Origin of the sequence: Caballeronia sp. BCC1704 (genome assembly GCF_902833455.1) — a bacterium.
GTDB lineage: Bacteria > Pseudomonadota > Gammaproteobacteria > Burkholderiales > Burkholderiaceae > Caballeronia.
In genome coordinates this window covers 1,197,207-1,212,118 of record NZ_CADFFT010000002.1, presented here as the reverse complement: position 1 = coordinate 1,212,118, position 14,912 = coordinate 1,197,207, and the positions used below count along the sequence as shown (strand labels likewise).

The following is a 14,912-nucleotide window of genomic DNA, read 5'->3' as shown; positions in this document are numbered from 1 at the left end:
AACTTTAGAGGGCTGCGAGTCCCGCTAGCCGCGTCGGAGATTGAGAACCATTCAATCACCTTGGCTCTTTTTGGAAAGCGCCGCGCATCATTATTGTCGCCTTGACATTTGTCTCGTGCCGCAAGTGCGGCTTGACATCGTGTATATGCACAGATACGCTCCTGGGCTATCGAAGCAGCGACCGCTGCCATTTTGTCCGACATTCAGTGCATATGCACTAAAAGCGATATGACGACGCCTTCCACTCAACTCCCATCGACGACCGCGCCGGCGCTCGACCGGCCCGCGCGACGTATTCCCTGGATGCTGCTCGCGCTCGGTGTGGTCGCGGCCGTACTCGTCGCGGCGCTCACGTACTGGGTCCTCGTTCTGCGTTTCCTGCAAACGACCGACGACGCCTACGTCGGCGGCGATGTCACGGTGCTCGCGCCGAAGGTCAACGGCTTCGTGACCGACGTTCTCGTGCAGGACAACCAACGCGTGAGCGCGGGCCAGGTCCTCGTCCGTCTCGATGCCCGCGATTACGACGCACGTCTCGCGCAGGCGAATGCGGAAGTATCGAGTGCCCGCGCAGCCGTCGAGGAACTGCGCGCAAAGGATGCGTTGCAGGCCGCTTTGATCAGTCAGGCTCAGGCGGAAGTTCGCGCGTCGACGGCCGAACTCACGCGTAGCGGACAGGACCGCGTGCGTTATCGTGCACTCGTGAAGGATGACGCCGTGTCGAATCAGCTTGTCGAACGCGCCGATGCCGACTACAGCAAGGCGCAGGCGTCGGTCGACAAGAGCGGGGCATCGCTCGTCGCAGCCAAGCGTCAATTGTCCGTGATCGACGCGCAGATCGCCGATGCAGAGGCCCGCGTGGCGACCGCCGAAGCCGCGCGGCGCGTGGCGCAACTGAACGTCGATTACACGACCATCCGCTCGCCCGTGGACGGTTATGTCGGCAATCGCACGGCGCGCGTCGGCGTGCTGGCGAATGTCGGCACATCGTTACTCACCATCGTGCCCGCGACCGGCCTCTGGGTCGATGCGAACTTCAAGGAAGACCAGCTCAAGAAGATGCGTGCCGGTGACGACGCCGATGTGGAACTGGATGCATCGAACATTCCGTTCACTGGCCACGTCGAAAGTCTTGCGCCCGCGACCGGAGCCACCTTTAGCGTGTTGCCCGCCGAGAACGCGACGGGCAACTTCACGAAGATCGTCCAGCGTGTGCCCGTGCGCATTCGGCTCGACGTGCCGAAGGGCGCAGAGTCGGTGCTCCGCCCCGGCTTGTCCGCGACGGTGAAAGTCCACCTTCGCAAGCACAACGGTTAAGGCGCGCACCATGAATCGACATGTGCTCGACAATCCCGCCGAAGCGCCGGTAAGGGAGCGCGTCTTTGCATTCGCGCTCATGTGCCTCGGCTTTTTCATGGCGACGCTGGATATCCAGATCGTCGCGTCATCGCTAAAGGATATCGGCGGCGGACTGTCCGCCAGCCAGGACGAACTGTCGTGGGTTCAGACGTCGTATCTGATCGCGGAGATCCTCGTCATTCCCATGTCCGGCTGGCTCTCGAAAGTGTTTTCGACGCGGTGGCTCTTCGCGGCGTCGGCCATCGGCTTCACCGTGACGAGCATGCTGTGCGGCCTCGCATGGGACATCGACTCGATGATCCTCTTTCGCGGCCTGCAAGGCGCGCTCGGCGCAGCAATGATTCCGACTGTGTTCACGACCGCGTTCGTCCTTTTTCCCGGAAAGCAGCGGATCATTGCGTCGACGACCATCGGCGCGCTCGCTTCTTTGGCGCCCGCCATCGGTCCGGTCATCGGCGGATGGATTACCGACCAGTGGTCCTGGCACTGGCTTTTCTATCTCAATCTCGTGCCGGGTCTGGTCGTCGCCGTGCTCGTGCCGAAATACGTGCATATCGACAAGCCCGACCTTTCTCTGCTGAAGAAGGGCGACTATTTAGGCATCCTTCTCATGTCAGGGTTTCTCGGATGCCTCGAATACGTGCTCGAAGAAGGACCGCGCAAGAACTGGTTCGGCGATGGCGCCATCATCGTGTGCGCATGGATTTCGGCGATCTGCGGGTTCCTCTTCATCGTCCATGCGTTGACGGCGAAGGATGCGATTGTCGATTTGCGGGCGCTGTCCGTGCGCAACTTCGGTATCGGCAGTCTGCTTTCGTTCGTGACCGGCATCGGCATCTTTACTTCGGTCTTTCTTACGCCGGTGTTTCTCGGTCGCGTGCGCGGCTTCGATTCATTGCAGATCGGCATTGCCTTGTTGTCGGTCGGATGCTTCCAGTTGGCGTCGATTGGCGTGTACGGCTACGCATCGCGAATCATCGACATGCGCGTGCTGCTCGTTTTTGGCCTGATCTGTTTCGGGCTGGGATGCTACTTCTATACCCCGCTGACGAACGATTGGGGCTGGCAGCAACTGCTCCTGCCTCAGGCCTTGCGAGGCATCGGCCAGCAATTCGCGGTGCCGCCCATCGTGACGATGGCGCTCGGTTCGCTGCCGCCATCGCGTCTCAAGTCGGCTAGCGGCTTGTTCAATCTCATGCGCAATCTCGGCGGCGCGATCGGTATCGCGGTGAGCGCGACCATGCTCAACGACCGGCTGAATCTGCATTACCTGCGACTGGCCGAAAACGTGACCATCGGCCGGCCCGCCATCGAAGACGTGCTCGCGCGCAGTTCCGCGCATCTCGCGGCCGTTGCAGGCGATGCTCTGGACGCGACGCAGGCCGGTCTCGCATCGCTCAACGCGATCGTGTTGCGCGAGGCGCTCGTGCTGACGTTCGCCGACTGCTTTTACGTGCTCGCGCTGTGCTTTCTCGTGGGGATCGTCAGCGTCCTGTTCGCGCGACCTATCGGCAGCGCACCGCCGTCATCGGAAGCGCATTGAGGCAATTATGAAAAGCAGATATTTAGCGATACTAATGACGGTCGCGCTCGCCGCCTGCGCGGTGCAGCCCGCCACCCACGCCGACTTGCCCGCCACGGTGCGAACTACCGCGCCGGCCGACTGGAGCGTGAACGTGCCGAAGGCCGACACGGATGCCGCGACGTGGTGGACTCAGTTCAACGACCCCGTCATGCACGAACTCGTCGCATCCGTGCTCGACAGCAATTTGAATGTGCAAGCCGCCGTCGAGCGCGTGAAGCAGGCGCAAGCGTTGACGACCCAGCGTCGCGCCGCGCTCCTGCCGCAGTTAGATGCCAACGCGGGCGCTTCGGATGCGCGGCAGAACACACCGCCGCCGTTGGGCTACGTTCGCCAGGCGGGATTCGGTCTCGCACTGAGTTGGACGCCCGATGTGTTCGGCGGCGAGCGGCTCGAGCTGCTTGCATCGCAGGCCCAACTTGTCGGGCGAGAGCATGCGGCCGATCAAATCAGGCTCGCGCTTGCGGCGGATACGGCATCCGCTTACGTGGACCTGCGGTGGGCGCAAGCGGAGCTGAAGATACTTCAGGATAACCTGGTCATCCGCGAACGCGCGTTGAAACTCACGCAGCGCCGCTTGCAATACGGTCTCTCGACGCAACTCGATGTCGCACGCGCGCAGAATCAGTTGAGCGATCTGCAAGCGCGCATTCCGCGCACGAACGCGACCATTCAGCATCAGTTGAGCTTGATCGCCCTTTATGCGGGGCGCACGCCGGAATCCGTCGATACGTTGTTGCTCGCCGATGCAGGGCCCACGCCCGCGATACCGGTGCCTGCGGAAGGCGCGCCGCAGATGCTGCCATCGGATGCGCTTCTGCATCGTCCGGATGTGCTCATCGCCTATGCGCAGGTTCAGCAGCGCGCCGCCGAAGTGGGCGTCGCGCGCGCGGAGCGTTATCCGAGATTCTCGCTGCGGCTGACGGACGGCTTGCTCGCATCATCGTATCTCGGCTTGCCGACGCTCACCGACAACCTGTTCTCGGCGGCGCTGAGCGCAACGAGCCCGATTTTCAACGCGGGCCGCATTACCGCAGAGATCGAGCAAAACGAAAGCCGGATGCGCGAGTCCGAACTGAACCTGCGTCAGACGCTGCTTCAGGCGTTGAAGGACGTTGAAGACACGCGCAGCGACCTTGTCAGCAGCAGCGATCAGACGGCGCGTCTGAGCGATGCGCTCGCCGCGTCCGGAAAATCGCTCGCGCTTTCCACGCAGCTGTATAAAGGCGGCGCGGCGAGTTTTCTCGATGTCCTCGACGCGCAGCAAGCCTATCTGCGCGATGCGGACGCGCTCAATCAGTCGCGCCGCGAACACGCGCTTGCGGCGGTGGCGATGTATCGCTCGCTGGGCGGTGGGTGGAGCGTGACGAATGACGATGGTCCCATTCAGACAGCGATGCGTCGGTAAAACCGCCATGCGTCGTCGAACTCTCTCTGCGCGAAGCGCAAAAGTCCACTAAAGAGCACACTCGCCGTCGCCGTAAACGCGGGCATCAACGCCACCTTTTACGGCCATGCCCGCTCACGACGACGCTACGCGCTTTGCGCCTTCCCACAACTCGCAGGCATCCGCTCGCACGCTCGGTCGCCGCTCGTTTCTCGCGATGATGCTGGCTTCGGCCGGCAGCGCCGTGCTCGCCGGCTGCGGCGGCGGAGGCGGCCCCAGCAATTCACCGGTCGCCGGCACCGCGGGCGCGGCGACGAACCCGTCCGCATCGGCACCGACCGCCAGTGCTTCTGGCGTCGATTCGACCAGCAGCCCGGCCACGCGCTCCGCTACGTCCGCGTCCAATGGCCTTTTCTACGGCATCAACGGGCATATGGCTTATGGCACCGGCATCTATCACACGATGTCGCCCGCGGCGCAACTCGCCATTCTGCAAGACTTGGGCGTGACGAACTACCGCTGCGACATCGCGGGCGGCGGTATGGCGACCACGCTCGCCGACGCGTTGCAAGGGCCGTTTGCCAATAGCGGCGTGTCGATCCTGCCAGTGCTGAATCCGCTTTCCGCGCAGTGGGACCCGCACAGCACGGAAGCGGCTGCGTACTCGCTCGGCTATGACATGGCCGTGCGTTGCACAAAGCCGCTCAAAGGGCTCGTGAAGTACATCGAATGCGGCAACGAGCTCGACGTGCCGTTGAAGATCGGCGGCGATGGCAGTTCTTCGGCGGACTGGAACCCGGCGTGCTGGCCTTCGTTTCGCGGCGTGCTGCGTGGCATGGTCGACGGCGTGCGCTCGGTGGACCCATCCATTCAGTGCGGCGTCAACGTCGGCATTCCGATGGCTTATCGCGCGCTGCAAATGCTGTGGAACGGCATCTCCCCCGACGGTTCGGCGCAGGGCGTGAGCGGCGCGGCTTCGTTGCGGTGGGACTTCACGACCTATCATTGGTACGAGAGCTCCGGCGACATTCAATGCGGCGGCCGCTATCACGCGTGCGTGGACGTGCTGCAAGTGCTGAAAGACTCGTTCAATGTGCCTATCTGGCTCACGGAGTGGGGCTGGTCCGGTGCGAACGACACGCCCGAGCAAGCCGCCGCCTATACCGGCCGTGCACTGGCGCAATATCATTCGATCAAGGACAAGTACAACATTCAGTCCATCATGATGTACGCCGTGATCGACTCGGACTACGGTCTCATTCAGGAGGACGGGGTGACGAGGAATCCGGCATACGCCGTGTTCAAGAATTTTGTTGCGGCCAACCCGGTTTGACCCGACGCGATGTCGTTCGGACACCTGATTAGTGTTGCGAAGCGGAACCCGAGTAGAAGTACTGACCCAGACCGACAGTGAACACGAGACAGCCGTACAGCGCATGTTCGAAGCAGGACAGTGCGAGCGAGCGGCGGTCTCGATACGTCGCGGCGAATAATGCGCCGCCGATAGCCGTCATCGCGGGCGCGACCCAGTTCAGGAAGATCAGATGCGCATAGCCGAAAGCCAACGCGGACGCGGCGATATAGCCTCGATCGACGCCGAATAGCGGCGCGTAGCGGTGCAGCAGGAAGCTGCGGAAAATCATCTCTTGCGGCAACACGGACAAGACGGGATATAGCAGAATCACTAGCAGCCAGGTACCGGGATGTTCGCGCGGCAAAGACAGCAATGCATGTGGCGTGAAGTGCCACACGGCGAGCACGACAAGACACGCAAGCACGGCGAAGCGCAGCAGCACGGCTCGTAGTCCCGCACGTAGGCCGCGCCAGTTCCAGTCGTTCTCGTAGACCGACGGCTTCCGGCGGCGCTCGAAGTAGTGAATGAAAACGGGCGCGAGCCAGATCACGGCAAGCAGTATCGCAGTTCGTCGCGTGATCCGGACGAAGATGGGCAAGCCCACATACAGCGCGACGAATTCCGCCCATAAGGCAAGGGGCCGTGAGCGGGTTTCATATCGTTGGCGCGATTGCTCACCCACCTCCAGCTTACTCACGGCGTCGGCGGTGTGCCGAGGTCGGCGGCGGTCTTGCGCTCGGCATCGAACACAATGCGTCGCGCTTCACGATCGTACGCGCATCGCACGCGCGCACCTTCGACGATATCGCCCTTCAGCATCTCTTTCGCCAATTCATTCTCGATCAATTGGCGAATCTGCCGGCGCAATTCTCGGGCGCCGAATTCCGGCCGGTATCCGGCTTCGCCGAGGTATTCGACAACCGATGCGTCGAACTCCAGGTCGATGTCCTGACTGTGCGCCATGCGCTTGACGTGCTCCAGTTGCAATTGCACGATCTGCCGGATTTCCTCGCGCCCGAGCGACTTGAACAGGATGATGTCGTCGATGCGGTTCAGGAACTCAGGCCGGAAATGCTGGCGCAGTACGTTCATCACGCCGCTTCGCACGGAGTCGTCCGCGTCGCTGTCCGAGCTCGTGAAGCCGAGCGTCGCGCGCCTTTGTCCCCCGATCACGTCCGACGCGAGGTTGCTGGTCGCAATGATCAACGTGTTGCTGAAATCGACGACCCGTCCTTTGCCGTCCGTGAGTCGTCCGTCGTCGAAGACTTGCAGCAGCACGTTATAGACATCGGCGTGCGCCTTCTCTATTTCGTCGAGAAGAATCACGCTATACGGGCGCCGTCGCACGCGCTCGGTCAGTTGCCCGCCTTCCTCATAGCCTACGTAGCCCGGTGGCGAACCGATCAGCCGCGACACCGCGTGACGCTCCATGTACTCGCTCATGTCGACACGCAGCATGGCGTCTTCATCGCCAAATACCACTTCTGCCAGCGCCTTCGCGAGTTCGGTCTTGCCCACGCCCGTCGAGCCGAGAAAGAGGAAGACGGCGATCGGCCGGTTGCGTCCCTGAAGACCCGTTCGCGCACGGCGCACCGCGTCGCTGACCGCGCGCACGGCTTCCTCCTGGCCGATCACGCGCTCGTGCAGGCGCGCCTCCATATTCAGCAGCCGCTCGCGCTCCTGCTCGGTCAACTGGGTGACGGGAATGCCCGTGAGCGTCGCGACGATCTCGGCGATCTGCGTCACCGTCACATTGGATGTGTTCGTGCCGATGCGCTTCTTCCATTCGTCCGTCGCATCGTTGAAGGCTTTCTGCTTGCCGGCGATCTCGGCATCGAGCGCGTGCGCACGGTCATACTGCTTGCGCGACGCCGCGTAATCCTGTTCGCGGCGCAGTTGAGCAAGTTCGGACTCGAGTTCGAGAATGGCAGCGGGCCGCGACGTGGCCGATAGATTCACGCGCGCCGCCGCCTGATCGACGAGATCGATCGCCTTGTCCGGCAGAAAGCGCCCGCTGATATAGCGATCCGACAACTCCGCTGCGGCGACGATGGCGTCGTCCTGAATCGTGACCTTGTGATGCGCTTCGAGGCGGTCGCGCAAGCCGCGAAGAATGTTGATGGTCTGCGCGACGCTCGGCTCGGGAATCAGCACGGGTTGAAAGCGTCGTTCAAGCGCTGCGTCTTTCTCGATGTGCTTTTGATACTCGGCGAGCGTCGTTGCGCCGATCAGGTTCAGTTCACCGCGCGCCATCGCGGGCTTGAACACGTTGGCGATATCGAGTCCGCCTTCGCCGCCGCCCTGTCCCGCCCCGACGAGCGTATGCACCTCGTCCACGAACAGCAGCAGGGTCTCGCGGTTAGCCGTGATTTCGTCGATGACCTGCTTCACGCGCTCTTCGAACTCGCCGCGATACTTGGCGCCCGCGACCATCGAATTCACATTCAGCTCGATGAGTCGCTTATCGCGCACCGACTCGGGCACATCCCCGCCGATCATGCGTTGCGCGAGACCTTCGACGACCGCGGTTTTGCCGACGCCCGGCTCGCCGATCAGCACTGGGTTGTTCTTGCGCCGACGGGCGAGAACTTCCACCATGGTTTCGATTTCGCTTGCTCTGCCGATCACGGGATCGAGATGACCTTCGCGTGCGAGCGCGGTCAGGTCGCGGCTGAACTTGTCGAGATTCGGCGTGCGGGAAGGTGGACCATCCTTGTTCGGCGGACCGCCCGCGCCGACCGTTTGCGTCGTCAGCCGGCGCAGCGCCTGCGCATCGACGCTCATCTTGCCGAGCAATTGACCGGCGAAGCTGTCCGGCACTTCGGACAGGCCGATCAACAAGTGCTCAGGCCCGATGTAGCTGTGCCTCAACTGACGCGAGGCAACGAACGCGCGGTCCAACGCGCTCTTTAGGCGGGGCGATACGCCTATCGCGCCGCCAGCGGGCGGCGGCACGCCTTCCCGGCGCTGCACGTTGGCGTCGATGAATCGGCGCACTTCGTTCGCGTCGATGCCGATGTTCTTCAGCATCGATTGCACGACCGCGTTATCGGCGAGCTCGTAGAGAAGGTGCTCCGTATCGACTTCCGTACGCCCGAACTGCACGGCGCGTTCAGCGGCGCGCATGAGCATTTCTTTCGCGCTGTCGCTCAGATAGCGCTCGATGCCGACGCCTTCCGCGCTCGTCTCGCGCTCGGGCGATATGTGCTGCGGCGCCGCCTCGGCTTGGCCGGGCGTGTCGCTCATGAAGAGGGCTTCGAAGGGTGATAACGCGCGCTGATGTCGCGTCAGTTGTGCATAGTGAAAGTCGCAGACATTCAGGACGTGCCGGCGGCCATCGCGCAGGACCGCCAATCGAACGGTCGCCGGTCGGGCGCCGCATACATCGCACATATGAGGCATGGTTCGTTTCCCTGTCTCTGAACAAGTGAAGGACGCGCATGGGCGCAGACTTCGAGGGCGCGCAACGTTCGTACCCGCTGACATCGCAGCGCTAGGGGCGCAGCCGACGCGGTCCGTCTATTGCTCGACGAGGACACTCATGCCGGAGCAGTACGATGAAGCGTTTCTTGACTGGCTTACAAGCGTTCGCTGGAGGCTTAACGATCGCGTTGTCTATTACTACATTGGCGCAAACGCCGACTCAGCAAGCGCCCATGACTCGCGCGCGGGCGCAGTGCGAGCTTCGGGAATTGGAGAGCGTCGGCTATCAGCCGTGGGAAGAAGACTTCTATTACCCGCGTAACCTGCAACTCGCGCAGGCCCGGCTCGCGGCGAAGAAGCGCGCGCAAGGGCTCGAAGGCGTCGACACTTGCGCAGCGAGTGACGCTGCGAAGACGCAGTAAGAGACGCGTTGTATTCACTCTCACCCGCGGTTGCGACTTGCGCGAGAACGTGCGAGTGACCTATCGTTCGTCCCGCGCCGTCGCAAGCGACTATGCTTGTCCCTGCTTATTGCTGCTGCCATCGCCGAGCGTGTTGCCGCTTCCGCTTCTATCCGACGCCCCGTCCACTTCGGTCTGCTGTCGTTCTTCGCGCGCTCGTTCGCGCTCGGTCTCGCTTGGCTGCTTTTTCTGCTCTCCAGAAGTTTGCTCGTTCATCGTCACGCTCCGTTGATTGAGAGTAATAGCGCCGCATGCGTCATGCCCGTCGAAGCCGTGATCGCCAGAAGCTGGGCATAGGCATTGCGAGCTCGTTGGCCGCCTGCGCGATTACTACTTTGAAATAGCGAAGGAGGGCGCTTTGCCAGGCGGCGGCCCTGCCATCAACCAAACGGAGTCAGTCATGGCCAGACACGCGAATAGCCCGTCGGGACCCGGCAACCCGAGAGCCGTCGAGACGTCGGACATCACAGAGGAAGAAGGGCTCGTCGAATTGTCCAGCAAGGAAGACACGATAGGCGGGACCGAAGGTGCCGGCGTGCAGCGTCGGGAAGGTGGCAGTAACGAAGACGGCGCGGCGTCCGTGAAAGGCGAATGACGCGTTGTGTTAGCGCGTGTGGCCGCTCTTTGACGTGGCCACACGCACGCGAGTGCCACGCATTGCCGTCTGATCATGGATGCGCATGGCGCTCGCATCGCGCGATGCGCTGAAACTCCGACGCGAATTGCAAGCGGTGGCCCTGCGTTGCGTAGCGGCCTAATTCCACGGTCTCGCCCGCGCTGCGAACGAACAGTCGTACGCCTGCGCCGTTCTGCGCGACAAGCAACGTCACCCACTGCGTGTTGAACTGATGCGTGCGCTTACGCTTGCCACATATCGATTCGACGACCAGTACATCGTCCAGCAAGGTCACGAGTTCGCCATCCACCGCATGCCGCGCATAGACGAAAAAGCAGCACCAGATCGCGCAAGCGTGAACGAGCGCGGCGCCGTAGAAGAGAACACATCCGTTCAACGCATGCATGGTCGAAGCAAACGCGACCGGAATAACAGAAAGGCCCGCGCACGCGATAGCGAACGACGCCGGGCTGCACGACGAACGGCGGTAAAGAAGCCATTGTCGCGGGGACTGGGTGTCGGCCATATGCGCTCCACGAGATGTCGGCATGTCGGCGATTGAAAAGCAATCCGCAGTCCCATGCAGTGCGATAAAACGCGATGCAACGGCATGCCGAATGCTCGTTCTGAGCGCCACTGGAGAGCGCCATGACCGACATTCATCACTCGATCGCAGATCCCGCAGTTCCGCATTCCGACTCGCACCACGTTCCTCACGGCCTGCGACGATGGCTCTTCACCACGAATCACAAGGACATCGGCACGCTCTACCTCGCGTTCTCGTTCTTTATGTTTCTGGTGGGCGGAACCATGGCGCTCGCCATTCGCGCCGAGCTCTTTCAGCCTGGCTTGCAATTTTTCCGGCCCGAGTTTTTCAATCAGCTGGTCAGCTCGCACGGTCTCGTGATGATCTTCGGCGCGATCATGCCCGCGTTCGTCGGCTTCGCGAACTGGATGATTCCGCTCCAGATCGGCGCAAGCGACATGGCGTTCGCCCGCATGAACAACTTCTCGTTCTGGCTCCTGCCGGTGGCGGCTGTGCTGCTGATCGGGCAGTACTTTTTGCCGGGCGGCGCGATGCAGGCGGGGTGGACCATGTATGCGCCGTTGTCGGTGCAACAGAGCGCGGGCATGGACCTGACCATCTTCGCGATTCACATCATGGGCGCGTCGTCGATCATGGGCGCGATCAACATCATCGTCACTATCCTGAACATGCGCGCGCCGGGGATGACGATAATGAAGATGCCGCTTTTCGCATGGATGTGGCTCATCACTGCCTACTTGCTGATCGCGGTAATGCCGGTGCTCGCGGGCGTCATCACGATGGTGCTGTTCGACCGGCACTTCGGGACCACGTTCTTCAATGCAGCAGGCGGCGGCGATCCTGTCATGTACATCCATCTGTTCTGGTTCTTCGGGCATCCCGAGGTGTACATCATGATCTTGCCGGCCTTCGGCATCATCTCGCAAGTCGTGCCGGCGTTCTCGCGCAAGCCGCTATTCGGCTATAGCTCGATGGTCTATGCGGGGTCGTCCATCGCGGTGCTGTCGTTTCTCGTCTGGGCGCATCACATGTTCACGACAGGCATGCCGGTGTCCGGCCAGCTGTTCTTCATGTACGCGACCATGATCATTGCGGTTCCAACAGGCGTGAAGGTGTTCAACTGGACCGCCACCATGTGGCGCGGCTCGCTTACGTTCGAGACGCCGATGCTCTTCGCCATCGGATTCATTTTCGTCTTTACGATCGGCGGATTCACGGGTGTGATTTTGTCTATGGCACCGCTCGATATCCCGCTGCACGGCACGTATTACGTCGTCGCGCACTTCCACTACGTATTGGTAGCGGGGTCGCTATTCGCGCTCTTTGCCGGCTGGTATTACTGGTCGAGCAAATGGACCGGCCGTCTTTACAACGAGACGCGCGGAAAGATTCATTTCTGGGTCACGATGATTTCTTTCAACGTGACCTTCTTTCCGATGCATTTTCTCGGGCTGGCCGGCATGCCGCGTCGCTATGCCGATTATCCGGCGCAATTCACTGACTTCAATCAGATCGCGACCATCGGCGCGTTCACATTCGGACTGGCGCAGGTGTACTTCCTGTTCTTCGTCGCGTTGCCGACCTATATGCGAAGCAGTAGTACGCAGCCCGTCGCCGAGTCGCCCTGGGATGGGGCGCAGGGCCTCGAATGGACGGTGCCGAGTCCCGCGCCGTATCACACGTTCGAGACGCCGCCCACCGTGGTGTGATGCGGGGCGCGAAGGCGCAGTTGTAAACGAAAGCGGCGAACCCATGAAGCATCATGAGTTCGCCGCAATGACGTCAGAGGTAGGTCAGACGATCTGTTCCAGCGCGCGGGCCACTCGGGCCACGGCAGCATCTATACCGTTCAGTTTGTCGAGTCCGAATAGCCCGATGCGGAAGGTCTTGAAATCGTCGGGTTCGTCGCACATGAGCGGAACGCCCGCCGCCACTTGCAAGCCTGCATCCGCGAACTTCTGCCCGGAGCGGATGCCGTCGTCGTCCGTGTAGCTGACGACGACCCCCGGAGCCTCGAAACCTTCCGGCGCCACGCTCTTGAAGCCCTTCTCGGCCAATAGCGCGCGCACGCGCTGGCCGAGCTCGAGTTGCTCCGCCCGTACCTTGTCGAAGCCGTACGACTCGGCTTCCTTCATCGCGTCGCGCAGCGTTTCGAGGCTGTCCGTGGGCATCGTGGCGTGATAGGCAAAGCCACCTTTCTCGTAGGCTTCCATGATCTGCAACCACTTGCGCAGGTCGCAGGCGAAGCTGGTGCTCGTCGTCGCTTCGATCCGTTCGCGCGCGAGAGGACTGAGCATCACGAGCGCGCAGCACGGCGACGCACTCCATCCTTTTTGCGGCGCGCTAAGCAGGACGTCGATGCCGCTTGCCTGCATATCGACCCACACGGTGCCGGAGGCGATGCAATCCAGCACGAACATGCCTCCGACGGCATGCACTGCGTCCGACACGGCACGCAAGTAACTGTCGGGAAGCATCACGCCGGATGCCGTTTCGACATGCGGGGCAAAGACCAGATCCGGCTTGTGCTCGGCGATGGCCGCGACGACTTCATCGACAGGCGGCGGCGCATACGGGACCTGCCTGCCTTGCTGCACGGGACGCGCCTTCAGCACGACGGACTCGGACGGAATGCTGCCCATGTCGAATATCTGCGTCCAGCGGTAACTGAACCAGCCGTTGCGAATGACGAGACACTTCTTGTTCGTCGCGAACTGACGCGCGACGGCTTCCATGCCGAAGGTCCCGCTACCGGGAACCACGACGGCCGAATGCGCGTGATAGACCTGTTTGAGCAAGGCCGAGATGTCGCGCATGACGCCCTGAAAGCGCTGCGACATGTGATTGAGTGACCGGTCGGTGAAAACGACTGAATATTCGAGGAGTCCCTCGGGGTCCACATCGGGGAGTAAACCTGACACGCTTGCCTCCTGCACTGGCAGAAATAGGGGATTCAATTCATTCTAACGAAAGCCGCGTGCGGCATGCACGGCGGTTGATGGCGCTGCTCGCGGGCTTGATCGCAAGACGGATGCCTCCGCGCAAAGCCGTGAGTTCAACCTATCGAGCATACATCTATCGAAGACTTCGTTCAGGTTCGATGCGAGCGATCGACTGACCGCGAATAGATAGACATACTAACGATTATGGAGACAGACAACATTACCCGCCCGGCATGATCCCTGCGTTAATCCGCGACCGCCGCTAGAATGAATTCGGCTCTTACCCGACATGCGCGGCGATGAACTTCCGTCGCATGCTCGACTCTTCTGCTGTCTTCATCGAACGCTTCCATCGAAACTTTCCATCTGAAAGGAGTCTGGACATGATGAACCGGGACAATCCCGTCTGGCTGATTACCGGCTGTTCAACGGGCTTCGGCCGCGAATTGGCGAACGCGGTGCTCGAACGCGGCTGGCGCGCGGTCGTGACGGCCCGTGATCCGTCGAAGGTGCAGGACATCGTCGAAGGGCATGAAGATCGCGCGATCGTCCTGCCGCTCGACGTGCAGAACCGCGAACAGATCAAGAACGCCGTCGAGCAGACGATGCAGCGCTTCGGCCGCATTGACGCGCTCGTGAATAACGCGGGTTACGGCTACCTTGCGGCGATCGAAGAAGGCGAAGACGACGTGGTGCGCGACATGTTTGAAACCAATGTGTTCGGTCTCGTCGATATGACCAAAGCGGTTCTGCCCGTCATGCGGGCGCAGAAAAGCGGCATCGTCATCAACGTGTCGTCCATCGGCGGGCTCGCCAGCTTCGCCGCGACAGGCTACTACCACGGCACGAAGTACGCGGTGGAAGGCATATCCGAATCGCTCGCGACGGAACTGAAGCCGCTCGGCATCGACGTGATGATCGTCGAACCCGGCCCGTTCAGGACCAACTGGGCGGGGCCGTCGATCAAGTCTTCGGCGACCGAAATCGCCGACTATGCGGCGACCGCGGGCGAGCGCCGCAAGCAGACAGCGGCTCGTAGCGGCAATCAGGCGGGCGATCCGGTGCGCGCGGCGCACGCCATCATCGAAGCCGCGACTGCCGATACGCCGCCGCTGCGTCTGCTGCTCGGCAAGACCGCGCTGGAACTGGCGCGCAAGAAGCTCGACATGCTCAAGCGCGACTTCGACACGTGGGAAAAGACGACGGTGGGCGCGGATTTCCCCGAAAACGAAGCGTAACGG

General features: G+C 61.8%; 13 protein-coding genes. 8 read left to right on the top strand and 5 right to left on the bottom strand.

The genetic code is table 11. The annotated features are described in order from the left end of the window. The first annotated feature begins 228 nt into the window (after positions 1-228). From HWX53_RS15230 to HWX53_RS15215, 4 genes are all read left to right on the top strand, one after another. The gene (locus tag HWX53_RS15230) at positions 229-1,317 is read left to right on the top strand and encodes an HlyD family secretion protein (RefSeq protein ID WP_175942150.1); all 1,089 of its coding nucleotides are present in this window, start codon (positions 229-231) and stop codon (positions 1,315-1,317) included. 10 nt (positions 1,318-1,327) lie between these two features. Next, on the top strand, positions 1,328-2,902 hold the full coding sequence (locus HWX53_RS15225; RefSeq protein ID WP_175942148.1) for a DHA2 family efflux MFS transporter permease subunit: 1,575 nt from the start codon (positions 1,328-1,330) through the stop codon (positions 2,900-2,902). Positions 2,903-2,909: 7 nt separating this feature from the next. Further along, entirely contained in the window at positions 2,910-4,349 is a 1,440-nt protein-coding gene (locus HWX53_RS15220; RefSeq protein ID WP_175942146.1) for an efflux transporter outer membrane subunit, read from the top strand. A gap of 106 nt (positions 4,350-4,455) precedes the next feature. Then, a complete protein-coding gene (locus HWX53_RS15215) occupies positions 4,456-5,661 on the top strand; it encodes a glycosyl hydrolase (RefSeq protein WP_175942144.1) in 1,206 nt (401 codons plus the stop codon). Between the two features lie 28 nt (positions 5,662-5,689). Here the strand turns inward: HWX53_RS15215 and HWX53_RS15210 are convergent, their stop codons facing one another. Beyond that, entirely contained in the window at positions 5,690-6,379 is a 690-nt protein-coding gene (locus HWX53_RS15210; RefSeq protein WP_208454788.1) for a type II CAAX endopeptidase family protein, read from the bottom strand. Then, the gene (locus HWX53_RS15205) at positions 6,376-9,084 is read right to left on the bottom strand and encodes an ATP-dependent Clp protease ATP-binding subunit (RefSeq protein ID WP_175942142.1); all 2,709 of its coding nucleotides are present in this window, start codon (positions 9,082-9,084) and stop codon (positions 6,376-6,378) included. The genes HWX53_RS15210 and HWX53_RS15205 overlap by 4 nt, the downstream gene beginning before the upstream one ends. A 155-nt stretch (positions 9,085-9,239) precedes the next feature. Here HWX53_RS15205 and HWX53_RS15200 point away from each other — a divergent pair, with 155 nt between their 5' ends. After that, a complete protein-coding gene (locus HWX53_RS15200) occupies positions 9,240-9,527 on the top strand; it encodes a DUF4148 domain-containing protein (RefSeq protein ID WP_206468693.1) in 288 nt (95 codons plus the stop codon). A gap of 90 nt (positions 9,528-9,617) precedes the next feature. On the opposite strand, the gene HWX53_RS15195 is transcribed toward HWX53_RS15200, so the two are convergent. Continuing rightward, positions 9,618-9,782 carry a hypothetical protein gene (locus HWX53_RS15195; protein ID WP_175942139.1) on the bottom strand — a complete coding sequence of 55 codons (165 nt, stop codon included), beginning with the start codon at positions 9,780-9,782 and terminating at the stop codon, positions 9,618-9,620. A 184-nt stretch (positions 9,783-9,966) separates the two neighbouring features. Between HWX53_RS15195 and HWX53_RS15190 the strand changes: the two genes are divergently transcribed. Further along, positions 9,967-10,161, top strand: coding sequence for a hypothetical protein (locus HWX53_RS15190; protein ID WP_175942137.1), 195 nt, complete (start codon positions 9,967-9,969; stop codon positions 10,159-10,161). 73 nt (positions 10,162-10,234) lie between these two features. Here HWX53_RS15190 and HWX53_RS15185 read toward each other — a convergent pair whose 3' ends face one another. Then, positions 10,235-10,708, bottom strand: coding sequence for a DUF2244 domain-containing protein (locus tag HWX53_RS15185; protein WP_175942135.1), 474 nt, complete (start codon positions 10,706-10,708; stop codon positions 10,235-10,237). A 122-nt stretch (positions 10,709-10,830) separates the two neighbouring features. On the opposite strand from HWX53_RS15185, the gene ctaD reads away from it, so the two are divergent. After that, positions 10,831-12,438 carry a cytochrome c oxidase subunit I gene (gene ctaD / locus HWX53_RS15180; protein ID WP_175942133.1) on the top strand — a complete coding sequence of 536 codons (1,608 nt, stop codon included), beginning with the start codon at positions 10,831-10,833 and terminating at the stop codon, positions 12,436-12,438. Between the two features lie 84 nt (positions 12,439-12,522). On the opposite strand, the gene HWX53_RS15175 is transcribed toward ctaD, so the two are convergent. Beyond that, complete coding sequence (locus tag HWX53_RS15175) at positions 12,523-13,650, bottom strand: aminotransferase class V-fold PLP-dependent enzyme (RefSeq protein ID WP_175942131.1); 1,128 nt, start codon at positions 13,648-13,650, stop codon at positions 12,523-12,525. Positions 13,651-14,054: 404 nt separating this feature from the next. Between HWX53_RS15175 and HWX53_RS15170 the strand changes: the two genes are divergently transcribed. After that, positions 14,055-14,909, top strand: coding sequence for an oxidoreductase (locus HWX53_RS15170; RefSeq protein ID WP_175942129.1), 855 nt, complete (start codon positions 14,055-14,057; stop codon positions 14,907-14,909). Positions 14,910-14,912: the final 3 nt, after the last annotated feature.

Coding starts and splice junctions, on each gene's coding strand:
- HWX53_RS15195 (WP_175942139.1), bottom strand. CDS start 9,782: ATGAACGAGCAAACTTCTGGAGAGCAGAAAAAGCAGCCAAGCGAGACC.
- ctaD (WP_175942133.1), top strand. CDS start 10,831: ATGACCGACATTCATCACTCGATCGCAGATCCCGCAGTTCCGCATTCC.
- HWX53_RS15215 (WP_175942144.1), top strand. CDS start 4,456: ATGCCCGCTCACGACGACGCTACGCGCTTTGCGCCTTCCCACAACTCG.
- HWX53_RS15170 (WP_175942129.1), top strand. CDS start 14,055: ATGATGAACCGGGACAATCCCGTCTGGCTGATTACCGGCTGTTCAACG.
- HWX53_RS15205 (WP_175942142.1), bottom strand. CDS start 9,084: ATGCCTCATATGTGCGATGTATGCGGCGCCCGACCGGCGACCGTTCGA.
- HWX53_RS15225 (WP_175942148.1), top strand. CDS start 1,328: ATGAATCGACATGTGCTCGACAATCCCGCCGAAGCGCCGGTAAGGGAG.
- HWX53_RS15220 (WP_175942146.1), top strand. CDS start 2,910: ATGAAAAGCAGATATTTAGCGATACTAATGACGGTCGCGCTCGCCGCC.
- HWX53_RS15230 (WP_175942150.1), top strand. CDS start 229: ATGACGACGCCTTCCACTCAACTCCCATCGACGACCGCGCCGGCGCTC.
- HWX53_RS15190 (WP_175942137.1), top strand. CDS start 9,967: ATGGCCAGACACGCGAATAGCCCGTCGGGACCCGGCAACCCGAGAGCC.
- HWX53_RS15200 (WP_206468693.1), top strand. CDS start 9,240: ATGAAGCGTTTCTTGACTGGCTTACAAGCGTTCGCTGGAGGCTTAACG.
- HWX53_RS15185 (WP_175942135.1), bottom strand. CDS start 10,708: ATGGCCGACACCCAGTCCCCGCGACAATGGCTTCTTTACCGCCGTTCG.